Source organism: Nostoc sp. (assembly GCF_036917975.1).
Lineage (GTDB): Bacteria > Cyanobacteriota > Cyanobacteriia > Cyanobacteriales > Nostocaceae > Nostoc.
Genome location: NZ_JBALEJ010000014.1, coordinates 296,593 through 317,598, shown reverse-complemented (window position 1 = coordinate 317,598; position 21,006 = coordinate 296,593). Strand labels below are relative to the sequence as shown.

General features: G+C 40.9%; 27 protein-coding genes and 1 pseudogene. 15 read left to right on the top strand and 13 right to left on the bottom strand.

The genetic code is table 11. The features are described 5' to 3' along the window. The 3 genes from V7K76_RS06205 to V7K76_RS06195 all read left to right on the top strand — a co-directional run. The coding region (locus tag V7K76_RS06205) for a hypothetical protein (protein WP_335029724.1) at positions 1 to 195 on the top strand (195 nt) is incomplete at its 5' end. A gap of 580 nt (positions 196 to 775) precedes the next feature. Further along, positions 776 to 985, top strand: a complete 210-nt coding sequence (locus tag V7K76_RS06200) for a hypothetical protein (RefSeq protein WP_334774727.1) — start codon at positions 776 to 778, stop codon at positions 983 to 985. 143 nt (positions 986 to 1,128) lie between these two features. Continuing rightward, positions 1,129 to 1,560 (top strand): pyridoxamine 5'-phosphate oxidase family protein, encoded by a 432-nt coding sequence (locus V7K76_RS06195; RefSeq protein ID WP_334952082.1) that lies wholly within the window; start codon positions 1,129 to 1,131, stop codon positions 1,558 to 1,560. A gap of 242 nt (positions 1,561 to 1,802) precedes the next feature. Here V7K76_RS06195 and V7K76_RS06190 read toward each other — a convergent pair whose 3' ends face one another. The 8 genes from V7K76_RS06190 to V7K76_RS06155 all read right to left on the bottom strand — a co-directional run bounded on the left by V7K76_RS06190 (position 1,803) and on the right by V7K76_RS06155 (position 11,463). Continuing rightward, the gene (locus tag V7K76_RS06190; protein WP_334952084.1) at positions 1,803 to 2,870 is read right to left on the bottom strand and encodes a hypothetical protein; all 1,068 of its coding nucleotides are present in this window, start codon (positions 2,868 to 2,870) and stop codon (positions 1,803 to 1,805) included. 17 nt (positions 2,871 to 2,887) lie between these two features. Next, positions 2,888 to 3,790 carry a CHAT domain-containing protein gene (locus V7K76_RS06185; protein WP_334952086.1) on the bottom strand — a complete coding sequence of 301 codons (903 nt, stop codon included), beginning with the start codon at positions 3,788 to 3,790 and terminating at the stop codon, positions 2,888 to 2,890. 84 nt (positions 3,791 to 3,874) lie between these two features. Beyond that, positions 3,875 to 4,027, bottom strand: coding sequence for a plasmid partition protein ParG (locus tag V7K76_RS06180; protein WP_334774730.1), 153 nt, complete (start codon positions 4,025 to 4,027; stop codon positions 3,875 to 3,877). 585 nt (positions 4,028 to 4,612) lie between these two features. Continuing rightward, the gene (locus tag V7K76_RS06175; protein ID WP_334952090.1) at positions 4,613 to 5,920 is read right to left on the bottom strand and encodes a CO2 hydration protein; all 1,308 of its coding nucleotides are present in this window, start codon (positions 5,918 to 5,920) and stop codon (positions 4,613 to 4,615) included. 130 nt (positions 5,921 to 6,050) lie between these two features. Beyond that, on the bottom strand, positions 6,051 to 7,547 hold the full coding sequence (locus V7K76_RS06170) for an NADH-quinone oxidoreductase subunit M (RefSeq protein ID WP_334774733.1): 1,497 nt from the start codon (positions 7,545 to 7,547) through the stop codon (positions 6,051 to 6,053). 269 nt (positions 7,548 to 7,816) lie between these two features. Continuing rightward, on the bottom strand, positions 7,817 to 8,533 hold the full coding sequence (locus V7K76_RS06165) for a carbonic anhydrase (RefSeq protein ID WP_334774734.1): 717 nt from the start codon (positions 8,531 to 8,533) through the stop codon (positions 7,817 to 7,819). Between the two features lie 94 nt (positions 8,534 to 8,627). Continuing rightward, complete coding sequence (locus tag V7K76_RS06160; RefSeq protein WP_334774735.1) at positions 8,628 to 10,505, bottom strand: NAD(P)H-quinone oxidoreductase subunit F; 1,878 nt, start codon at positions 10,503 to 10,505, stop codon at positions 8,628 to 8,630. 772 nt (positions 10,506 to 11,277) lie between these two features. Beyond that, entirely contained in the window at positions 11,278 to 11,463 is a 186-nt protein-coding gene (locus tag V7K76_RS06155; RefSeq protein WP_334706589.1) for a hypothetical protein, read from the bottom strand. A gap of 137 nt (positions 11,464 to 11,600) precedes the next feature. Between V7K76_RS06155 and V7K76_RS06150 the strand changes: the two genes are divergently transcribed. Further along, entirely contained in the window at positions 11,601 to 11,816 is a 216-nt protein-coding gene (locus V7K76_RS06150) for a hypothetical protein (protein ID WP_334717709.1), read from the top strand. A 159-nt stretch (positions 11,817 to 11,975) separates the two neighbouring features. Here V7K76_RS06150 and V7K76_RS06145 read toward each other — a convergent pair whose 3' ends face one another. Beyond that, on the bottom strand, positions 11,976 to 12,131 hold the full coding sequence (locus V7K76_RS06145) for a hypothetical protein (RefSeq protein ID WP_335029723.1): 156 nt from the start codon (positions 12,129 to 12,131) through the stop codon (positions 11,976 to 11,978). Positions 12,132 to 12,135: 4 nt separating this feature from the next. On the opposite strand from V7K76_RS06145, the gene V7K76_RS06140 reads away from it, so the two are divergent. After that, positions 12,136 to 12,723, top strand: a complete 588-nt coding sequence (locus tag V7K76_RS06140) for a Uma2 family endonuclease (protein ID WP_334774737.1) — start codon at positions 12,136 to 12,138, stop codon at positions 12,721 to 12,723. Positions 12,724 to 12,806: 83 nt separating this feature from the next. Here V7K76_RS06140 and V7K76_RS34560 read toward each other — a convergent pair. Together V7K76_RS34560 and V7K76_RS06135 are read right to left on the bottom strand one after the other, a co-directional pair. Further along, a pseudogene (locus V7K76_RS34560) lies at positions 12,807 to 12,998 on the bottom strand (type II toxin-antitoxin system RelE family toxin); the annotation flags it as partial. Positions 12,999 to 13,059: 61 nt separating this feature from the next. Beyond that, positions 13,060 to 13,302, bottom strand: a complete 243-nt coding sequence (locus V7K76_RS06135; RefSeq protein ID WP_334706534.1) for a hypothetical protein — start codon at positions 13,300 to 13,302, stop codon at positions 13,060 to 13,062. Positions 13,303 to 13,319: 17 nt separating this feature from the next. On the opposite strand from V7K76_RS06135, the gene V7K76_RS06130 reads away from it, so the two are divergent. The 6 genes from V7K76_RS06130 to V7K76_RS06100 all read left to right on the top strand — a co-directional run bounded on the left by V7K76_RS06130 (position 13,320) and on the right by V7K76_RS06100 (position 15,737). Beyond that, entirely contained in the window at positions 13,320 to 13,451 is a 132-nt protein-coding gene (locus tag V7K76_RS06130) for a hypothetical protein (protein ID WP_334774738.1), read from the top strand. 146 nt (positions 13,452 to 13,597) lie between these two features. Next, positions 13,598 to 13,837 carry a hypothetical protein gene (locus tag V7K76_RS06125; protein ID WP_094347747.1) on the top strand — a complete coding sequence of 80 codons (240 nt, stop codon included), beginning with the start codon at positions 13,598 to 13,600 and terminating at the stop codon, positions 13,835 to 13,837. A 193-nt stretch (positions 13,838 to 14,030) separates the two neighbouring features. Next, entirely contained in the window at positions 14,031 to 14,261 is a 231-nt protein-coding gene (locus V7K76_RS06120; protein WP_335029722.1) for an antitoxin family protein, read from the top strand. Next, positions 14,251 to 14,508, top strand: coding sequence for a PIN domain-containing protein (locus tag V7K76_RS06115; RefSeq protein WP_334774907.1), 258 nt, complete (start codon positions 14,251 to 14,253; stop codon positions 14,506 to 14,508). The genes V7K76_RS06120 and V7K76_RS06115 overlap by 11 nt, the downstream gene beginning before the upstream one ends. A gap of 159 nt (positions 14,509 to 14,667) precedes the next feature. Then, positions 14,668 to 14,892 (top strand): hypothetical protein, encoded by a 225-nt coding sequence (locus V7K76_RS06105; RefSeq protein ID WP_334774741.1) that lies wholly within the window; start codon positions 14,668 to 14,670, stop codon positions 14,890 to 14,892. Positions 14,893 to 15,092: 200 nt separating this feature from the next. Beyond that, positions 15,093 to 15,737: a hypothetical protein gene (locus V7K76_RS06100; RefSeq protein ID WP_334774742.1), complete on the top strand. Its 645-nt coding sequence runs from the start codon at positions 15,093 to 15,095 to the stop codon at positions 15,735 to 15,737. Positions 15,738 to 15,836: 99 nt separating this feature from the next. On the opposite strand, the gene V7K76_RS06095 is transcribed toward V7K76_RS06100, so the two are convergent. Further along, the gene (locus V7K76_RS06095) at positions 15,837 to 16,190 is read right to left on the bottom strand and encodes a hypothetical protein (RefSeq protein ID WP_334952099.1); all 354 of its coding nucleotides are present in this window, start codon (positions 16,188 to 16,190) and stop codon (positions 15,837 to 15,839) included. An 83-nt stretch (positions 16,191 to 16,273) separates the two neighbouring features. On the opposite strand from V7K76_RS06095, the gene V7K76_RS06090 reads away from it, so the two are divergent. The 3 genes from V7K76_RS06090 (at position 16,274) to V7K76_RS06080 (ending at position 19,311) form a co-directional block, all read left to right on the top strand. After that, the gene (locus V7K76_RS06090; protein ID WP_334952101.1) at positions 16,274 to 17,821 is read left to right on the top strand and encodes an FAD-binding oxidoreductase; all 1,548 of its coding nucleotides are present in this window, start codon (positions 16,274 to 16,276) and stop codon (positions 17,819 to 17,821) included. Between the two features lie 23 nt (positions 17,822 to 17,844). Then, complete coding sequence (locus V7K76_RS06085) at positions 17,845 to 18,549, top strand: actin-binding WH2 domain-containing protein (RefSeq protein WP_334774745.1); 705 nt, start codon at positions 17,845 to 17,847, stop codon at positions 18,547 to 18,549. Between the two features lie 357 nt (positions 18,550 to 18,906). After that, a complete protein-coding gene (locus V7K76_RS06080) occupies positions 18,907 to 19,311 on the top strand; it encodes an NIL domain-containing protein (protein ID WP_334774908.1) in 405 nt (134 codons plus the stop codon). Positions 19,312 to 19,335: 24 nt separating this feature from the next. On the opposite strand, the gene V7K76_RS06075 is transcribed toward V7K76_RS06080, so the two are convergent. Further along, positions 19,336 to 19,494, bottom strand: coding sequence for a DUF3616 domain-containing protein (locus V7K76_RS06075; protein ID WP_334774909.1), 159 nt, complete (start codon positions 19,492 to 19,494; stop codon positions 19,336 to 19,338). Between the two features lie 511 nt (positions 19,495 to 20,005). On the opposite strand from V7K76_RS06075, the gene V7K76_RS06070 reads away from it, so the two are divergent. After that, a complete protein-coding gene (locus V7K76_RS06070) occupies positions 20,006 to 20,977 on the top strand; it encodes a CHAD domain-containing protein (RefSeq protein WP_334774746.1) in 972 nt (323 codons plus the stop codon). Positions 20,978 to 21,006 lie beyond the last annotated feature (29 nt).

Sequence of the window (21,006 nt, the reverse complement as noted above, 5' to 3'; positions counted from 1 at the left end):
GTTGAAGTACTCAAATATCGTGTTGAAGTACTCAAATATCGTGTTGAAGTACTCAAATATCGTGTTGAAGTACTCAAATATCGTGTTGAAGTACTCAAATATCGTGTTGAAGTACTTAAATATCGTGTTGAAGTACTTAAATATCGTGTTGAAGTACTCAAATATCGTGTTGAAGTACTTGCGTTGCTTTTATGAAAAGTGAAATCCAATTGACGCTGATTAAAATTATTCACACGTTGATATGGGTATTCTTCAACATTTAGTCATTTTCAGATGACTTTAGCTATGAGACGGAAATTTCAATTCCCGGCGGACGAACGGTTTCACGTTAAGTTGACACTAATGTACCCTGCGGGAAGCCGCTTTGCGTCTACATGAATTGCCCCTACGGGTGTACCTTACGTGAATGAGAACCGCTATAAATGAAGGGTTACTGGCAACAATTTTGGGTTTTCTAGACGCGATAAATCGCCGTCTCTACAAGTGTTTTGTTGCTCATTCTGAACTGTACTGACTTATAACGTTTCACTGTCAAAGATCGTGTTTTAATAAATGTTTTAGTTCATGTATAAGTTATACAAATTCTCATAAAACATTCAAAAGTGGTAGATGAAATTGAATTTATTTACCTAGCAAGATACAAGAAGTATTTTATGCTTTCTGTTTTAATGAAAAGCTAAGGGACTAATCAGGAATTTTCCGAATCTTGAGAGTTTATCGAAAAAATAGTGCCCTTTTATGGCTTTGCCTAAAGCTATATAGAGGAGTCTTATTTATGAGTAAAAAGTTCATCAAAACGCCTATTTTTTGTCATACCCAACGAGTAAGATTTTTGGGTGGGGAAGGACTTGTCAAAAGCTACAAATCTGAATCTGAAAGTTGGATCTATCTGATTGAAATGCCTCTAGGGCTAGAACCTCATTTTTGCAGAGTTGGTGTAGAAACGATGGTGTTACTACATGAGGCAGATTTGCGTGCAGCATGATTATCAAATCTAAGCTGTTGATAGACTAACTTGATTAATTTTTACATCTGCACTCCATCTAATAGAAGTGTGGACTATTTCTCTTTAATACACTATCAATCAACTGAATCTTTAGGAGAATATTAATGTTAGATATTGATGAAATGAATTCAAAAGAAATACACGAACTACTACACCAAGTAGGATACGGTCATCTTGGCTGCGTACACGAAGGCAAACCCTACGTGATGCCAATGTATTATTATCTCGAAGAAGAGGACATTTACCTGTTTACAACGGTCGGTATGAAGACTCACGACATAGACGCGAATCCAGAAATCTGCCTACAGGTTGAAGAAATTCACGGGCCTCTTCATTGGCGCAGTGTGATTGTGAATGGTCGAGCCTCGCGCCTCACAGAGGATTCAGACATCGATCGCGCAATGCACTCGATCAAAGAGCGCAATACAACGCTCTCACCCGCGCTCAATCGAACTTGGATTGATGCTGAGGGACGTTCAGAAGCGATCGCAATCTACCGCATCCACGAGAGTGAAATAAGTGGACGAACCACTGATGGAGTTAGCAGTCAGTGAAAATTAAGATGAACTGCGAAAGCAAATTGCTCACAGGATGCAGCTTGTGAAGAAGCCAGTTTGGAAGTGAATTAGGATAAACGTTAAATGATTTACTATCCTTTGATTTTGATACTATTATTTGTAGCAAGCAAATCGAAGAATCTCCAAGGCAGATGCTCTACCAATCCCGGCAAAACCTGCATTTTGCAAGAATTATACTTTCAGTCTCATTTCAGCTTTCTCTTAGCTCATTATGCTCATTAGTTATCTAGAGACCAAACTCTAAGGTTTTTATATTGGATTAATTTACCACTTATACCCTCTTTTGCTATTAAAACAATATCTCCTTTATTCGTTAAATCTGAAATATCAAACGTTACAATGTACATATCATTTACAAAAAAACTAGCTTTTTTATCCTTGACAATTAAACTTAATTTATTTGAACTTTGATTTGAGACATTAAGATTTGATAATTGCTCGCTTGAAGATTTATTAGTTGTACCGAAACGCAATTCTTTTTCCTTTGAATTAACCCATACATCAAACGATTTGCGTTGGGGATCGTTCTGCTTATGACTTGTATTTTCTTGAAATGCGAAACCATAAGTCCAATTATCCATTGCACCGTCATAGGGGTTATCAAATTGAGCTTCAACAATAAAATCACGAAGGTTGACATCTATAGGTTTAACTAGTATTACTCCTTGTCGATACTCTCCTATATTCCCTTTAGTCTCAGACCAAACAAGTGGGGCTTTCTGTGTTAGCACCTGATACTCGACTAATTGAGACGGCTGTTTAAAACGTTCATAAGTTGGATATCCTGCTAACACAATTAGAATAATTGCACCACCTGCAAGTAGCTTTTTGTTAATATTACCGATTTTTGTAAACAATGATTCAGGTTTTGATTCATCTAGTTGATTAGGGTAATTGACTCTGAACTCAGGGACAGAGCTATGTATTGGAGAAGTTGACTGTCCTACCGTTTTATTTGTTGGAGAATTGTGTCCAGATTCATGATTACAATTTAGTTTTACTGCAATCTCTTCTAAGATGGTTCTATGTGTTGATTTATTAAAGATAGGAAATAGTTCCCGGCAACAAAGCCTACAAAGAGCTTCTTGATCGCCTATTTCATTTAAATACTCAATGAGGAGTAGAAAAAAGTCAGAATCCGACGAATTTCTTAAAAACGAAAGTCGCCTGGGGTCGATTCCAATGCTAGAACATAGTGCTTCTCGTGTTCTTGATTGTTGGCTACGAAGCAAAAGATTTGTTAAGGTATCTATATCAGATTCATTTAAAAAATCTTGTTGAGACATACTTTTAACCTCTCACATTATGACAAATTTAGTTTTGATGTAATACTGTCCAAATCAACCGCGTATTTCCCTCTTTTAAACACCACTTCAAGTTGCTTACAGATTTTTCCAATAGCTTGTTTATCATCGGTAGTATGCAAATAGCTAATTAGCTCTAAGGCAAAATCAGCATCGGTTGATTCTCTTAAAAATCCAAGTTGATTTGGTTCAATTCCAATTTTTATACAAAGTGCTTTTCGTGCCGAATATTCTGCACGTCCACTACGTATTAAGAGTTCTGTAAGTATTTCTCTATCAGAGTCGTTTAGTTCTTCAGGTGCAGGTTTGTTCGTGACTGGAGGCTGTTCTTCAATTTCAATATTTGGCTTCTTTTTTAGAGTCGGGGTGAGTTGCTCAGGAATACCTGCTAACCGAATTGCAGCGCAACCTAATTTGTGGGCAAACTCAACAGATCGTCCTGCTCCTAGAGCATCGTAAAAACCCACAGCAAATTCAATTGCTGCTTTATCTCCGATCGCCTTTTTCATGCCAATCACATAATTAACGTGTTGTGCGATCGCCAAAGCTTGCACTTCTGAATAACAGCCGTTAAGAACAACACACTCAACTTGCTCTGCAAACAGTTCAAACAGTCCCGCTAAAGCTTCTCCATCGACTAACTTTGCCGAACCTGTTTCATCTTCAAATACTAAACCCTCATCTCCTGTTCCATGCCCAGAAAAATGAACAATAGAAGGATTGATATCCAGCATTGCTCTCTGTATGTCCCTCGGTCGCACTGCAAACATTGACTTGAGAACGAACTGATCGCGTTGTTTTGCCCTCTGTAATCCTTCTTCAATATCTCGCACCTCCTGATCTAAACGTAGTTGTGAAGTACCTTTAGGATTTGCTGTCAAAATTAAGATTGTTTGTATCATTTAGTTAAACTTCAGTTATATAATTTGATCAGGTTTCTCAGAACTGGTTTTACCTGTAGCCAGACCATTGAATTTGGTTGACTGCTATAGCCTCTTTACCTCCCCAGGTTGGGTGACTTCGTTGCTTTCCAGCCATTGCTCGATTAGCTCAATTACTACTTGGCTCATCTTTTTACCCCGCATAACGCAGGTGGCATGAAATCGCTTCTTCAAGTTATCTGTGATGCTAATATGCATTTTTACCTTTGCTACTCATGTACGTAATTCTTACCAAAGCTACAAATGTAAAAATGGCGATTCCGCAAAAAAACTAGTTAAAGAAGTCGGAAGTCGGAAGTCGGAAGTCGGAAGTACAGTTTTGTAATGGGGATTTAGACCCCACCACAAAACTGACTTATTTATTGAACCGGGGGACTTCAACCCACCGAATTCGTTAAAAAGTGAAAGCACTCTTTGGTAGAGTGCTTTGGGAGTTTCTAGGTTAATCTGTCCAAAAAGTTTCAAATCGCATCAAGCCTTACGTCTTTCTTGCTAATCTTGCTTCTGTTCTTGCGACGGTGGAAATGGGAGGGGCACAGCAATGCTCATTGGTGTTAACTTAAGCTGAAACTCCTTTAAAACCTCGTTTCGGAAAATGCAACTCAAAAGCGGCTCTGCCGCCAGTAAAGAGAGGCGGCAGCCCCAAAGACAAGCATTCCCAGTCGGAGACTGGGAACGAGGCAAAAACAGTAGACATCTCCAGAAATTAAATATGCGTTACCCATAACCCTTGTAGAGACGTAGCAGTGCTACGTCTCTACATTCTTTTTCGGAGATGTCTAGTTATCTATAATCTTGACTTTGAATACTTCCTAAACGAGCAGCATCACGAATGTTATACTCAGGTCGAGTAAAGCGATTTAGCTGCATTTCAAAAAAATCTCGGTTGGCTTGCAAATGTTTGGGATTTGGGTCATCTAAAGGATATAAAAGTGCCGTTCGCAAGGCTTGAATTACCGCAGAAGTGACACAGTACATCGACCGTTGAAAACTAACTCCCAACTGAATCAACATATCTTCTTCACCCCGGCAATGTTGGCTGTAGTAATCAACAAGATAAGGTGGCAAAAAATGCAACATATCTTGCATTAATAATGTCGGGGGAATACCAGCAGTACCCACTGGAAATACATCAGCGTAAAGAATACCATAGTGAAAGTCTTTCTGGTCTTCTGGTACTTGACGCGCTTGAGCATTATAAGATTTTGTCCCTCTAAAGGGTGCGGTGCGGTAGAAAACTGCTTCGACATAAGGTAATGCGGCTTCATATAGCCACATGAAACCCTTGGATTTAGGGACAATTTCGTAGCATTCGCCACGAATATAAACGTGATGGTAAATCGGACGACCTGCGATCGCAAATATACCATTAACTATGAAGCTCATCGCCTCTGGGACACTGCTAATGCTACCTTCGTCATAGCGATCGGACATTTCAAAGAATACTGGGGCCATGATTTCCCAGAATAAGCCCAGATTAGCGTAATATGACATCTGGCGACACTGTTCCAAAAACATATCGGGGAACAGCTTGTAAAGTCCCAGCATGACGGGGTTCCCTTGGAAGTAAGCTTTAATTGCCCTGTCGGCGTTGGCTTTGTATTCGTCTGAATCTAGGTAAGGGTCAAATTGCCCACCCATCCCTCTGTGCCACAACATCGCCCGCATACAAGCTTCTGCAAATTCCATGTTAATGCGATCGTGGAACAAGTGATGCAACAACTTTGGCATTTTGAAAGTTTCACCCTTCTCAATAAATGCCAAAAGTTCAGGATGTGCAGTAGCTTCGCCGCGCCAAATTCGTAAATCGGCATCATCACCAGCGTAATGATTATGCAGTTCTAAATACTCTTTGGGTAAGAAGTATTTAAAGAATGGTAACGGGTTTAAAAATTCGCGTTCGGCAATATAAAGTAGGTCACGCCAGTAAAAATCCATCGGTACAGCATAAGCCTTATATAAACCGATGATTTGCATTAAATTTTCTGGGGTATCGGGTAACATTGCACCGCCTGCTTCTAAACGGTGAATTACTTCGGCAAATTCGTGATTAGAAGGAGGTAATTTAATTGCTGTTTTAATTGCTGTCATGGTAATCGTAAATTTGTATAGACGCGATTTATCGCGTCTGGGGGATGGATTTTGAGAGGTGATTTATCGTGTGAGGAAAGATTTTGAGACGCGATAAATCGCCGTCTCTACAAGTGTTTTGATGTATTTTCTATTTCAACGCTACTTCAGAGATTACGGTTTTTTCTAAGGAGGGAATTGCAGCCACCATTGTTGTAGTTGTAGATTCACTCCAACGGACTAACCAAGTGGGTTGTACTCCTAAAAAGATGATGAAAGCTGCCAAAATTAAAGCTGGGATTTTTTCAGACCATAAGACTTTGGGATAGTAAGCTAAATTATCAAGTCTGCCAAAACAAGTGCGGTTGAGAAGGATGACAAAATAAACTGCGGTTAATCCACTAGCGACTACACACAAAATTGTCGGGATGGGAAAGATAGAGAAACTACCTTGAAAAACGATGAATTCGGCGATGAATCCTGTTAAACCGGGAATACCTGCGCTAGCCATCCCACTTAAAACTAGTAAGGCGCTAATTAGAGGTAAACCGCGTATGGGACTCATTAAACCATTGAGTTTATCTAACTCGCGGGTACCAACTTTGGCTTCTACAACTCCTACCAAGTGGAACAGAATCGCTAAAATAATGCCGTGGCTAAACATTTGGGCGACTGCACCTACAAGTGCTAGGGGAGTACTAGCAGCACCAGCTAGCAAAATATAGCCCATGTGACCAACGGAACTGTATGCTACCATGCGCTTGATGTCTTTTTGAGCGATCGCAACTACTGCCCCATAGATGGCGCTAATTGCTCCCCAAATTGCCAGAGTCGGTGCAATAATACTCCAAGCGTGGGGAAACATACCCAACCCAAATCGCAGCAATCCATAGGTTCCCAGCTTTGCTAACACACCACCGAGAAGAATGGCAATTGGTGCTGAAGCCTCAACGTAAGCATCGGGTAGCCAAGTATGGAAGGGAATTAAGGGAATTTTAATGCCAAAACCTAATACTATTCCTGCTAGTAAAAGTATTTGTTTTGCTGTTGACAGATTTTCTGTAGAGACTGCATCAAAAGCAAAATTGGTAGAACCACTCAGCCACACCATACCTAAGAATGTCGCCAGAATTAATGCTCCCGAAACAGCAGTGTAAATCAGGAATTTCATGCCAGCATAACCCCGTTTTGCTCCTCCCCAAATGGAAATTAGTAAGTAGAAGGGGATTAATTCTAGTTCGTAAAACAGGAAGAATAGCAACAGGTTTTCAGCGAGAAAAGCACCTGCAACTCCTCCACTAACTAATAAAATCATCGAGTAGAACAGCCGGGGGCGTTCAGTTTCTTTACTACTGCTGTAAATAGCAATCCAGGTGAGGAGGCTATTTAACACCAACATCAAAATGGAAAGTCCATCAACACCTAATTGATAGCTTAAGCCAAGGGTTTCATTCCAGGGTAAATACTCTTTAAATTGCATTCCTGGATTGCTGATATCAAATTTTAGCAGAATTACAAGGTTCCAGAAGAGAACTATGCCTGAAAAAAATAATGCTGTTAAACGAATGCGGTTTTTCGGGATACTTACGGGTAATATTGCTATAAGAGCGGCGGCTAAAATTGGCAGCCAAATCAAAACACTTAACATGGTAATTTTGTCCTTTGTTCTTTGTTTTTGTCCTTTATGACTCAATATGTTTGGGATCATCCCATTTTGGAATATTATGTAGTGCGAGCATCTTGCTCGCACTACATAATAAATCCGCCAAATCGGGATGCACCCATACGCTTGGGTTAAGGGTTGTTGGTGTAGATAATTGGTCTTTGAAGAAGACGCGATTTATCGCGTCTCTACATGAGGGTTTTGGGTTGATGTGAATACTCTTAGGCAATGACCAATGACAAAAGACAAAAAAGCTAGGCTACTATACTGATTTTGCCAGTGTCTAAATCGTAATAAGCTCCCACTATTTTCAGCTTTTCTGCATTGATTAACTCAGATAAAACTGGCGATGATTTCAATTTTTTAACTTGCGTCAAAATATTTGCTTTACAAGCATTTTCTAACTTATCTCCTGATTGTCCTTTTGAGCTTTCTACACTCGGTTTAATTGCCTCAATTAAACTCCCAATTTGCCCAGGAACTTCACCACCTTTGAGCGCGGCACTTACTGCACCACATCTTTCATGTCCCACTACCACGATGACTTTGGAACCTAATACTAAGCTGCCAAATTCTAGGCTACCAATTTCTTCTCGTGTGGCAATATTACCAGCGACACGACAGACAAATAAATCTCCAAGTCCTTGGTCAAAAACAATCTCTGAAGGAACTCGTGAATCTGCACAACCGAGAATAGAAGCAAAGGGTTTTTGGCCTTTAGCAACTTCGACTAAACGCGAATGGGTTTGGTGAGGGTTTTTACGTTTTGTTTGGACAAACCTTTCATTTCCATCTAATAATTCTTGCAGTGCTTTGTCGGGGGTAATATCATCTTCGGCTGGGGCTTTGTTTTCGTCTGCAAGTAAGTTTGAGTTAAGTCCGGCTGTCAATACACCTGTACCGATCGCACCTGCACTAAACTTCAATAAACCTCTTCTGGAAAGATTGATTTGGGGATATTGTCTGCTCATGGAATTCTTCTCAAAATATTGAACTGTTAGCTTTGAGACGCGATAAATCGCCGTCTCTACAAGTGTTTTGGGCTAATCTGAACTGTGTTTACTGTTATCCAATTGTCGAAATTTGAAAAACCAAATTTAAAAATTGCATTCCCCAATATGGCCAAGTTACCCACATTCCTAAAACGCTCACTCCTAGAAGAACCGTGAGTGCATAAAACTGAGCTTGTCCAGAGGTGCTGTATTTGAGACCTTCGCCACCTAATAGCGAAAATAAACCAACAAAATTAACGATACCATCGACTACGAAACGGTCAATCATATCGGCAAGTTGGGAAATTTTGGCAACACCAAAAATGATGGTCATTTTATAGAGTTTGGGGGTGTAAAAGTCGTATGCAAACAAGTCTTGTAATCCTTGCCAAGGGAGGCGAATCGGCTTAGGAATATTGCCTAAGTAAATCACGCCGGTGATGCTGCAACCGAAAATACTCGACCAAATTAAAAGCAGTGCGACATCTTTATTGAGACTTGCCCAATCGGGTAAAAGTGATAAGCTTTGCAACACTAAAGGAAGATGTAGACTGACACCAAGTAAAATCATCATTGGTAAAATCATTGGCCAGTGGGCTTCAGGCGATCGCTGACTCATTTGTGTGGCTTTACCACCAAAAATTAAGCCGAATTCTCTGGTTAAACTCACGGCTGTTAAAGTATTTACCGCGATCACTACTCCCACTAACCAAGGTTGCGTTGACCACAAACCATCTGCTAGTTTCACCAACGCCCAAAAGCTACCTAGTGGTGGAAAACCAATTAATCCCAATGTTCCGACGATGAAAGCGATCGCAGAAATTGGGCGACGTGTCCACAATCCGCCTAATTGGGTGACGTCTTGGGTGATGCTATTCCAGATAATTCCCCCAGTACTCATCACCAACAGGGCTGCGGATATGGCATGGGTGAGTACTAACAATAGCGCCGCTTCATATTCTTGCACTCCCACGGCGATGAATACTAAACCCATGTATGCACTGACAGAATAGGATTGGCAGCGTTTAAGATCGATTTGAGCGATCGCAATTAATGAAGCACCCAACGCTGTTACTACCCCAATTCCCACCATCGCCGAAGAAACTACGGGCGAAATGGTTAACACTGGTTGCAATTTAATCAGCACCCATGCACCACTAGCGACTACTACCGAATTCCGCAAAATTGTACTGGGAACCGGGCCTTCCATCGCTTCATCTAACCACAGATGCAGGGGGAACTGGGCACACTTACCCATCGGCCCAGCAATTAAGGCTAAACCTACCAGTGTCATTGTTGTCGGGTTGACGTTAGCTGTAGCTGCCCACTGGGCTAGTTCTGGATAACTCCAAGTACCAGCGAGGGGCCACAATGCCAACACGCCCATCAGCAAAAATAAGTCTCCCACCCGCTTGGTTAAGAAAGCGTCTCTCGCACCTGAGACTACCAACGGTTGGCTAAACCATAAGCCGACTAGTAGATAGGTTCCCAGTGTCAGGACTTCCAAAATTACATAGCTGAAAAACAAGTTATTACACAAAGCAAGGGCGCAAAGTCCCGCTTCAAATAATCCTAATAAAGAATAGAAGCGTCCCCAACCCCAATCCATCTCCATGTAACCGATGGCATAAATCTGCGCCAGCAAATTCAAGCCGGTAATCACAACTAAAGCGCCGACACTCACTGAGGATATTTCCAAAGCAATTGTCAGGTTTAAACCAGCCGTAGATAACCAAGGAATAAATACTTCTTGGGCTGGGTGATTCCAAGTTGCTTGTAAAGCGATCGCACTATGCAAAAACGCCAAAAATGTCATCACCAAGTTTAGATAACCCGCCGGTCTTGGCCCCGTTTTCCGAATGATTCCCGGCGACCAAGGCACGGCTAATAAGCCACCGATTAAGGCATAGCACGGAACTAGCCAAACAGTCTCTAGTAGAAACTGAGCCATTAACTCACCTCTATATTTTCATCAAAAGTTAGGGGTTTTAAATCAACTAGCGTTGATCCCTGTTAAACCAGCGATTGCAGATAATGCAAATTTATCTTTATTTAATTTTGTTAGGAACAGCTTACCGTTATATCTGTCAAAATGGAATTACTTGATCTAATTAAATTTGAGATAATTACTCTAATTAATTCTTATATAATCAACCATTTGATTAATAAATAATAGCTATTAATATTTATCTATGTATTGAGTAAGAGATGAATCAATAGTTATCATTAGTTTTATCGATTGAGATTAAGCGGTTAGAAACCGCGTCTACACGAGGCTTTACCCACCTCCGTGGGTTTCAAATACTTAATTTTTCTGGCTCTTGCGTCCCTTTTATGGTGATTGAGGATTGATTGTAACAAAACCCTTGCCCCGCAAGGATTATAAAGAATTATGGTACTGTTTTAAATGAAGTGCTTACAGAATAAGACTTTCAAGGATTTTGAACTAGGTTTTCCATAAAAATAACCGAAGAACCATTTTTCCTTAGGGAACTCCAAGAAATAAATTATCCAATATTGTGGGGTGGGCAACATGAGCGCCATATCGACTGGGCGGGCGAGACGCCCACCCCACAGGAGTTAATTGGATATTTTTTTATTTTGAAGTCCCTTAGTCCGCGGAGGCGGACTACCCTGCGGGAAGCCGCAAAGCGTCTATGTTTGTGTAGCCGCGAATTCTATTCGCCCTGGCTTTCATTTGACACTAAATGTAATTTACACTTTTACACTTCGGTAACTTTGTCAATCTGCCAACAAACAGAAATAATCGCAGGCGCTTGGTCAAATTGGCTGATGGGGGCGGGTTTCATGTCGCGGTAGTCCAAGAGTTGGACTACGATGAGGTAAGCGATCGCTAAAATGACCGAAATCGCACCTGTAAGAATAGCAATTAATTTTGAACGTTCCATCAGTATTTCCTGTAATGCAAGTTGTTATGCAGTGCCTATATCCACATAATAGACTCGGCTATTGTTTCTGGGCGTGAGCGAACCGCACTTTAGCACATAAAATATTAATAACCTGAAAGCGACATTGAGCTATTGCCATGACAACGAAACAAGCTATCTTTGACGCTATTGAACAACTGCCAGAGCAACACTTAAAAGACGTGTTGCAGTATGTTCAACAACTTGCACGTACCCAAAAATCACCAGCATCTAACCCACACACCCAAAGCAGCGATCCCCTTGCAAATTTCATTGGCGCAGTATCTCACGGTTCTCTAGCTGCCAACTTAGACGACGAACTCTATGGCGGATAAGCTTTTTATTGATACATGGGGCTGGCTCACGCTTCATGACAGAAGCGAACGCTATCACCAAGAAGCCACAAAAGCTTACCGAAGATGCTCACTTTACCCATGTAGGTATGGGCTTTCAGCTAGTTCCCTAGTTTGGATATTAGGGGCTAAACAGCACTCTTAAGAATAAGATGCGATCGCTAAAATGACCGAAATCGCACCTGTAAGAATAGCAATTATTTTTGAACGTTCCATCATTAATTTCCTGTAATACAAGTAGAATAACTGTATTGAGTCATCGATGAGAACTGCGATGGCTACGCCCACGGAAGGCATCGCTATGACTGCAACCACAAAAAAATTTACTTTTGCAGAGTATCTTCAGTATAACGATGGCACGGATACCCAATATGAATTGGTAGATGGAGAATTAATTCCCATGAGCCTTGGCACTGGCAAGCACGGTGGCATCTCCAAGTTTTTAGAACGAAGCTTTGATGATGAAAGTGCCAAAATGGGCCAGAATTGGACAGCACAAAAGTTTTCTGTCGGAGTGCGATCGCCACGAGGGGGACGCTGGGACACTTCACGAATTCCAGATGTAGTCGTATTACCAACACAGCAATGGGAAGCACTTTCTAATCGAGAGGCTGTAATCGAACTCAACGAAACTCCCCTCATATTAGTGGTAGAAGTCGTCAGCGAATCTACACAAACCACAGACTATCGCAGCAAACGTTCTGAGTATGCTGTTTTGGAAATTCCCGAATATTGGATTGTTGACCCGATTCAAGAGATAGTAACAATATGCACCCTAGTAGAAGGGTTCTATGATGCTGTTGCATTCCGAGGACAAGAACGCATCATCTCTTTTACTTTTCCACAGTTGGATTTGAGTGCTGAACAAGTCTTGACAGGACGGAAGTGAACTCTCAATTACTACCAATGTGCGATCGCTAAAAGACATCTGCGCCTATATCCACATTAATACTTGAGATACACACTACACACTTACCGATATACATCGCTTCGATGGGCTATCAGTAAAATAGTAATTAGTTGCTGTTCTTCATCTACTTTATAAACAACTCGCCAGACACCAACCCGATAGCGAAAAAGACCTGCGAAATCACCTTTGAGCCGCTTGATGTTTGGATGTTCATAAGCATTCTCTCGTAGTTGGTCAAAACAACGGTTTAGTCGTTGGGCTAGTGATGCATCTACTTCTTGATAAAACTTCTATGCCTTGCGAGTCAGTACCAGTTCATACATGACGACGAATACTGTCAAATGACACCACTTCCCCAGCGTCAGCTTCCTGCATAGCTTCACGCAAAGCTTGCTCAAAACCAGGGATATTCAAAAGTTCCGTTGTCGCCTCATGTTCTTCTCTTTCTTCTAGATCGGCCAGAAAATCACTCACTACCCGCAGCCTTTCTGGAGACAGTCGCCGTAAACGCTTCTCAGCTTCCTGAAGAATAGTAATGTCATCTTGCTTTGATTCCATAGTTATTTCTATAGCTAATGTTTTTTGCAGTCGATTTACTCCCTCCTTTATATGTTAAGCACAGCTTGCCGTCAGATATCGCCCTAGAATTGGCGATCGCTAAAATCACCGAAATCGCACCTGTAAGAATAGCAGCCACAGAAGCTTAACAATATGCTTAGACGCAAAGCGGCTTGTCGTCAAACATCGCTGAAAATGGGCAAATTTATACAACAGATTATGTTCTTGATGAAACGATTACTTTCTCGCTGTTAAAATACCACCAGTCCGCTAAATTAAACGAGACATACAGCTTATGATTACTCAAATGATGGTTCAACCTTCATTCTGGGTAGATTCTGGAATCAAACTCAGTAAAGTTAGGGATATATATTTGTTTAAATTTACTGAAGAATTACAGTCTCGACTCGAAGAATTGTCTGAGAAAAAGAAAGCTGGATTGCTAACAAGCGAGGAAGATGCTGAATTGGCAGGCATATTGGAGCTTGATAGAATTTTTACCTTGCTTAATGCCAAAATCATTTCTCAATCATGACAGTTAATGATTCCACCAAAAAATTAGTCAGACAAAGAGCTAAATTTCTTTGTGAATACTGTCATTCTTCAGAAGAAGCAAGTGCCGCTCTATTTTCTATTGACCATATTACACCCCAGTCTTTTAAAAATCACCAAAATTGAATCTGGAAACCGTTATAGAATTTGGAGTAGGAATTAGATTGCAAAACCCTATGCCAGAGTCTCAGACTATTGAAGCAATATATGAAGATGGAGTTTTGCGTCCACTGCAAACACTAACAGGTGTGGCAGAACATAGCAAAGTTAAAATCATAATTGAGTACCAAGAGACTCCAACCCATCCACTGTTACAGTTCGCAGGCATTATCAGCGACGAAGAAGCTGCACAATTGCAGGCTGTGATTCATCAGGAATTTGAACAAATTGACTTCAATGGCTGGTGAAACTGCTCTGGACACCTCCGTTGCTATTCGCTATCTCAACGGTGATTCGGTGGTAGTTGCAAGAGTGATAGCCTTACCAAGTATCGTCCTGCCATTACCTGTTGTTGCGGAACTGTTGTTTGGAGCGGAAAATTCTGCCCGTTCCTTGCAAAATTTGACTCGCTATTTACAATTTATCGAGGCTTGTGCTGTAGTGCCAATGGGGCGAGAAACGCTACATCCTACGCCCAAACACGCCTTACCTTAAAGCGCAAAGGTAGACCAATCCCTGAAAATGATATTTGGATTGCAGCCCAATGTCTGGAACGTGGCTGGACATTAGCTACACATGATGAGCATTTTAATTATGTAGATAATCTCATAGTGGAACATTGGTAATCTGTGGCTGTAGCTCGACAATGACCCTTTGAACCTCATCGTTGACCTTCTGAGGCTCAACGATGACCTTCTGAGCCTCGAAATTGCGCCTTTTATCCTCGAAGTTGCACCTTTTATCTTCGACGTTGCACCTTTTAACCTCGACGTTGACCTTCTGAGGCTCAATGATGACCTTCTGAGCCTCGAAGTTGCACCTTTTATCCTCAAAGTTGCGCCTTTTATCCTCGAAGTTGCACCTTTTATCCTCAACTAACAAATATATCTAACCATTCCTGAATTTACAGGGGTGAGCGTGTAGTAAAATTTGCTCACCTCCGTAAAGTGCAACATGGCTGAAGACTTATGCGGTCAAAATCTCCGAGGACGCAACTTCAAAGGTAGACAAGACCTTGTGGGTGCAAACTTTAGCTATGCGCCGAAAACCATCCCGAAGCTGAGTTAGAAATCGTGGCAATGGAGAAACGCGGCGATGATAAAATCTTGCTCAGAGCCAAAACCAACCCAGGTAGCGATAAATCTCAACTAAGTGCAGAATATTTTGATGATTATAATCAACTCAAAGCTTTATCGCAGAGTCAGCAATTATTGCTGGTAGAAAAAGATAAGCGCATTATTAGTTTAGAAAATATGGTAGATACTGCTCTCAAGCAGCCGAAATTTTATACTCAAGGAGATACAAATATGTCTGATATCAGTGGCATCAATATTCAAGGCAGCAGTAATGTTAGCGGTATCGCTGGCAATAATTCTATTGCTAATCTGGGAACCATTAGCGGTAACGTGAGTATTGCCCTCAATCAGTTACCTGATGCAACCGATGCCGAGAAACCAGGAATCAAAGAATTATTGTCGCAGTTGCAAGATGCAATCATCCAATCCACATATTTGTCAGAAGAAGACAAAGCCGAAGCGCTAGAACAGTTGAACAGTTTGGCAGAAGCGGGTAAAAATCCTCAAGAATCCACCAAACAAAAGACGGCAAAAACTGCAATCACCATGTTGAAAGGGATATTTACAGGCTTACCTGCTGTTGCTTCTCTGGTGGAAGCGACTAATAAATTATTGCCTGCGATTTCTAAATTATTCGGTTTGGGATAATTTATCAAAATAAATCAACTTAACGTTAAATCGGCGGTTAGAAACCGCGTCTACACAGACAAAACCCACCTGCGTGGGTTTGAAAACCTCAATTTTTCCTTAGTCCGCGCAGGCGGACTTTGTTTGTGTAGCCGCGAATTCCATTCGCCCTAGCTCCTCATCATCGTATATTCCTGCCCGAGTTAAAGCATACTCTGATAGTAAGGGTGTATCTCGCCTATGGCTCTCTGCCCATTCTCGAAAAGCTGTTATCCACTCAAGAGCCGTTGCAGTTTTGTAAAATGGTTGCTCCTGTTTTGATTTCATCAACTGCTCAAGCAATGCATCTAAATGTGGCTTAACCACTTCAGCAGGGAGTTTAGTTACGTTTGCTAACACCTGCACAACGCCTTCTAACTCTTCTCTGTTAACCTGTGAGGGTAATGGTAATATTTGATTATTATTGTTGACCACGCTCCTAGCTCTCCATAAATAATATCGTATTTACTTTCTTCATTCTCAGGTAGTTTTGGAATGTAGAGTTAAATTTTTCCAAAATGTCTTTAACTGAAGAAATTCTTTCCCAATTACCCGGCGATGTTTTAGGAGGATTGCGCCAAAGCGATCGCATCCTCACATCTGGGCGCGAAAACACCGCACCTGTTCCAACGCTAGTTAAAGAAAGTCAACAGCCTTTAGGCGATACTGACTTCGATGTAATTATCTGCGGTGGCACTTTAGGCATTTTAATTGGTTGCGCCTTGGCGGTGAAAGGATTGCGGGTAGCGTTGCTGGAACGGGGAATTTTGCGGGGGAGGGAACAAGAGTGGAATATTTCTCGCAAAGAATTAGATGTATTTGTAGAATTGAACTTGCTAACAGAGGAGGAATTAGAAGGTGCGATCGCCACTCAATATAACCCAGCGCGAGTTAGTTTTGCTGGCGGTACAGAAGTTTGGGTAGAGGATGTCTTAAATATCGGCGTAGATCCAGTTTATCTACTAGCTACCTTGAAAACTCGATTTCTCACCGCAGGTGGAAAGTTGTTAGAAAACACACCCTTTACCGAAGCGGTGGTTCATCCAGATGGGGTGATGGTAAATAACCAATTCAAAACTCGGTTACTAATCGACGCGATGGGACATTTTTCACCAATCACCCAACAAGCCCGCCAAGGCAAAAAACCAGATGCGCTGTGCTTAGTTGTGGGAAGTTGCGCCCAAGGTTTTCCAGAAAATAACTCAGGCGACTTATTATTATCATTCACATCTTTACAGAATCAATGTCAATACTTCTGGGAAGCTTTTCCAGCCAGGGATGGCAGAACCACTTACTTGTTTACCTACATGGATGCAGATCCTCAACGTTTGAGTTTAGAAACTCTCTTTGAAGAATATCTGCGTCTCTTACCAGAATATCAGGGAGTGGAATTGAGTAAACTGAAATTTCAACGGGCGCTATTTGGTTTCTTTCCCACCTATCGCCAAAGTCCCTTAAAAACCCCCTGGAATCGCATTCTCCCAGCCGGAGATAGCAGTGGTAGTCAATCTCCCTTGAGTTTTGGTGGTTTTGGGGCAATGGTGCGTCACCTGAAGCGTTTAACTTATGGCATTTACGAAGCGCTGGAAACAGAACAATTATCAGCAAAAGCGTTAACACTGCTACAACCCTATCAGCCAAGTTTAACTGTCACCTGGTTGTTTCAAAGGGCGATGAGTGTTGGTGTAAATCAGAAAATTGCTCCAGATCAAATTAACCAACTACTCTCGGCAGTATTTCAGGAAATGCAACAGTTAGCTACACCAGTGCTAAAACCATTTTTACAAGATATAGTGCAATTTTCAGCACTAACGCAAACACTGTTAAAAACTGGTTTATATCATCCTCTATTAGTTGCCAAGATAATTCCGCAAGTAGGTTTGGCAAGTTTGTTAGATTGGATGTTACATTACAGTAATTTAGGTGTGTACACTGCCTTGTTTTGGTTAAGTCCAATGCTAGAAACATGGATTAAGAATCAACCAAAAGCACAAGAATATTATTGGCATCGTTTGATTGATGCTTGGAAGTATGGTTCGGGCGGTGATTACTCAGATGAAACTTAGAATTTTATCGGTGTGAGGATAACATGATAGAACGGAAATCATCAGGAGTCAAATACTTTGCAGTACTGATTGGATTCTTGCGCGATCGCCAAGGTTTTCTAGAGGAGGTTCGTCAAGGGATAAGATTACCAAATAAAATCATTTCGCTGCTGGTTTGCAGTTCCTTATTTATCGCTGCCTATGGCGGAATCATTGGTGCATACCATAGCTGGATGCAGGCTATATCTTCCGCTATTAAACTCCCAGCCCTTTATTTAATCACACTTTTGATTTGTATCCCGACGTTATATTTTGCTAACATTATTTTTGGTTCCAAGCGGACTTTTGGACAGCATTTAGCATTAGTCTTAACTGCGGTTTCAGTCACAAGCGTACTTTTATTTAGCTTTGCACCAATCACACTGTTTTTCTTAATTACCACCAATAATTACCAATTTTTAATTTTGTTAAATGTCTTTATCTTTGCCATAACTGGATTTATTGGGATTTCGTCTTTATATCAAGCCACGAGTTTAGTTTTAGAACAAGATGATGAAGGTAGTAAAACCCGCCAGAAGATTTTACAATTTTGGCTATTTCTTTACGCTTTCGTAGGCAGTCAGTTAGGATGGACTCTCAGACCGTTTTTCGGCACACCTGGTTCTGCTTTTGAACTATTCCGCGAAAGAGAAGGTAATTTTTATTTAAGCGTCATTAAATCTCTTAGCTATCTGTTTGGATTTCATTAATTAGTTATTAGTAATTCCATGAAATATATATTATATTATCTTACTTACAGATTTTACTAGTATAGAGAGGTTTAGATCCCCGACTTCTTCAAGAAGTCGGGGATCTTTTTGTTCGTAACTCCTGCACGGATTGCTATAGTCTAATGCTATTGCACGAAAGACCTGATCTAGCAGGGCGTACATCTGTAAACTCCGATAGCCGATTTATGTGTTGCAAAGATTTTTGAAAATGGTGCTATGTATGTTGAAGTAGGAAGCAACGTCTTCTTTTGCCTTACCCGTTTGCGAAACTTACCGCAGGGAAGGGCTGATAAAACTCTTAATACGCTACAACAGAAAAAACCTTCTGCTAAACCTGTGAAAAAACGAGTCACGCTTACCTTCCCGAAACGCGCTGTGCAAATGCCAGTCACTTATGTACTGGCTAAAGAGTTCAACGTCGCCGCCAATATTATCCGCGCCCAAGTTGCTCCAAATCAAATTGGCAAACTAGTAGTAGAACTATCGGGAGATATCGATCAATTAGATGCGGCCATCGAGTGGATGCGATCGCGCCATGTTAACGTTTCTTCTACACTAGGCGAAATTGCGATCGACGAGGATGTATGTGTCCACTGTGGCTTGTGTACTGGGGTTTGTCCTACCGAAGCCCTCACCCTCCACCCAGAGACGTACAAATTGACATTCACGCGATCGCGCTGTATCGTCTGCGAACAGTGTATCCCTACCTGTCCCGTACAAGCAATTTCTACTAACATCTAAAACTACCGCATACAGCAGGAAAGATTACCCATCCAAATTTATTATCAATCCAAAATTGATAAACTCTGCTACTCGAAATTGTTGATCATCTGTAAATCTATCAGTATCAACCAAAGATAGACGCTTAATACTTGAGGTTTCATCTAACCCCAAGTATAAATATTTCTGATATGTTAACGACATTTCCGATAACTCTTCTCTATGTTCTTTAAAATTATCTACAAAAGTCAAGAAAACTTGATTGATACAATGCAAATCTAGGATTTGAAATTATCTTGATAGTTACAAAAATGCAAATCGTGCTATTATAATCTACCCAACCTCTTTAATAATCTTCCAATAGCTATAGTTCAGATCAAATCGCCAGTATAAACTATGCTATTGCGATTGATAGATAATGTGTATTTATCAAAAGCTATGAAACTATTAGGAGTGCGATTTGATTTCTGAAAAAATCTAAGTATCTGTAGGGTGTGTTATGGCGTAGCCTAACGCACCTAAATCGTTAACTGGTGCGTTAGCCTTTGGCGTAACGCACCCTACGTATATTTCAGAAATCAAATATGAGTCCTATATCAATAGTCATAAATATACTTAGCAATCCTGATTGCCTAAAAAAATATCAAAAACAGATGCAAATTTTTAACTAATGTTATTATGCAATAACCTCATGAGGTAGTCATTCAGATCAATTATGAAATTAGCTACACAACCCACAGTAAAAACTCTAGGGGACTACGCCTACCAAGCGATTCAAAAACACTTTAAGAAAACCTTGAAGTGGGAAAAATCAGTGAAGAAAGATGAAGATCCAGAAGCGCTGCATCAAATGCGAGTGGGAATGCGCCGCTTACGGACAGCCGTAACTCGGTTTGGACTCGCAGTGGATGTATCCAAACCAATCAGTGATAAAAATATTGGTAAAATAGCCCGTCGTCTTGGTAATCTGCGAGATTTAGATGTACTCAAAGAAAGTTTGGAAAACAATTACAAACCAAACTTACCCCGCAAAGAGCAAGAATCTTTGCAAACAGCTTTCACAGCTTTAGCTAAACAACGTGAAGATGTACTATCGAGTGTGCAGAAAACGTTAAAAGATGAATCTTACAAGTCTCTAAAAGATGCCCTAGATAAATGGTTAGAGAAACCCAATTATCAACCTTTGGGATCTGTCACGATTCAGCAAGTACTACCAGACTTACTTTTACCAGAAGTGAGTAACTTCTTATTGCATCCGGGTTGGCTAGTTGGCACTGAATTTGTCAACTCAGAAGTTAAAATACAGAAAAATTGGGAACCAGAAAAGATAGAACAACAATTGACGACAGAAGGCGAAAGTCTTCATAGTCTGCGAAAAGAAGCGAAACGCGTACGCTACCAAATGGAGTTATTTAGTGACTTATATGGTGAGTCTTACGCAGCTTATATTGAAGAAGTGAAAAATATCCAAGAAATTTTGGGTACGATGCAAGATAGTGCAGTTTTAACTGACTGGCTTACAGATGTTTTCAAGTCAGAAATTCAGACTCAGTTGCCCACCCTTGCTACTTTGTTAACTGAAAATCGTTACCAGTCGTGGCAGCAGTGGCAACCTTTGCAAGAACGGTATCTGAAAACTGAAACCAGACATAGTTTTCATTTAACAATACTGCATCCGCTTTCATGAAGTTGTTTGAAAAGTGGCTGGCTGTGATT

Bases quoted from the DNA above. Each gene is read 5' to 3' on its own strand.
- V7K76_RS06200 (WP_334774727.1), top strand. From the start codon at position 776: ATGAGTAAAAAGTTCATCAAAACGCCTATTTTTTGTCATACCCAACGA.
- V7K76_RS06195 (WP_334952082.1), top strand. From the start codon at position 1,129: ATGAATTCAAAAGAAATACACGAACTACTACACCAAGTAGGATACGGT.
- V7K76_RS06190 (WP_334952084.1), bottom strand. From the start codon at position 2,870: ATGTCTCAACAAGATTTTTTAAATGAATCTGATATAGATACCTTAACA.
- V7K76_RS06185 (WP_334952086.1), bottom strand. From the start codon at position 3,790: ATGATACAAACAATCTTAATTTTGACAGCAAATCCTAAAGGTACTTCA.
- V7K76_RS06180 (WP_334774730.1), bottom strand. From the start codon at position 4,027: ATGCATATTAGCATCACAGATAACTTGAAGAAGCGATTTCATGCCACC.
- V7K76_RS06175 (WP_334952090.1), bottom strand. From the start codon at position 5,920: ATGACAGCAATTAAAACAGCAATTAAATTACCTCCTTCTAATCACGAA.
- V7K76_RS06170 (WP_334774733.1), bottom strand. From the start codon at position 7,547: ATGTTAAGTGTTTTGATTTGGCTGCCAATTTTAGCCGCCGCTCTTATA.
- V7K76_RS06165 (WP_334774734.1), bottom strand. From the start codon at position 8,533: ATGAGCAGACAATATCCCCAAATCAATCTTTCCAGAAGAGGTTTATTG.
- V7K76_RS06160 (WP_334774735.1), bottom strand. From the start codon at position 10,505: ATGGCTCAGTTTCTACTAGAGACTGTTTGGCTAGTTCCGTGCTATGCC.
- V7K76_RS06155 (WP_334706589.1), bottom strand. From the start codon at position 11,463: ATGGAACGTTCAAAATTAATTGCTATTCTTACAGGTGCGATTTCGGTC.
- V7K76_RS06150 (WP_334717709.1), top strand. From the start codon at position 11,601: ATGACAACGAAACAAGCTATCTTTGACGCTATTGAACAACTGCCAGAG.
- V7K76_RS06145 (WP_335029723.1), bottom strand. From the start codon at position 12,131: ATGCCTTCCGTGGGCGTAGCCATCGCAGTTCTCATCGATGACTCAATA.
- V7K76_RS06140 (WP_334774737.1), top strand. From the start codon at position 12,136: ATGACTGCAACCACAAAAAAATTTACTTTTGCAGAGTATCTTCAGTAT.
- V7K76_RS06135 (WP_334706534.1), bottom strand. From the start codon at position 13,302: ATGGAATCAAAGCAAGATGACATTACTATTCTTCAGGAAGCTGAGAAG.
- V7K76_RS06130 (WP_334774738.1), top strand. From the start codon at position 13,320: ATGTTTTTTGCAGTCGATTTACTCCCTCCTTTATATGTTAAGCACAGC.
- V7K76_RS06125 (WP_094347747.1), top strand. From the start codon at position 13,598: ATGATTACTCAAATGATGGTTCAACCTTCATTCTGGGTAGATTCTGGA.
- V7K76_RS06120 (WP_335029722.1), top strand. From the start codon at position 14,031: ATGCCAGAGTCTCAGACTATTGAAGCAATATATGAAGATGGAGTTTTG.
- V7K76_RS06115 (WP_334774907.1), top strand. From the start codon at position 14,251: ATGGCTGGTGAAACTGCTCTGGACACCTCCGTTGCTATTCGCTATCTC.
- V7K76_RS06100 (WP_334774742.1), top strand. From the start codon at position 15,093: ATGGAGAAACGCGGCGATGATAAAATCTTGCTCAGAGCCAAAACCAAC.
- V7K76_RS06090 (WP_334952101.1), top strand. From the start codon at position 16,274: ATGTCTTTAACTGAAGAAATTCTTTCCCAATTACCCGGCGATGTTTTA.
- V7K76_RS06085 (WP_334774745.1), top strand. From the start codon at position 17,845: ATGATAGAACGGAAATCATCAGGAGTCAAATACTTTGCAGTACTGATT.
- V7K76_RS06075 (WP_334774909.1), bottom strand. From the start codon at position 19,494: ATGTCGTTAACATATCAGAAATATTTATACTTGGGGTTAGATGAAACC.
- V7K76_RS06070 (WP_334774746.1), top strand. From the start codon at position 20,006: ATGAAATTAGCTACACAACCCACAGTAAAAACTCTAGGGGACTACGCC.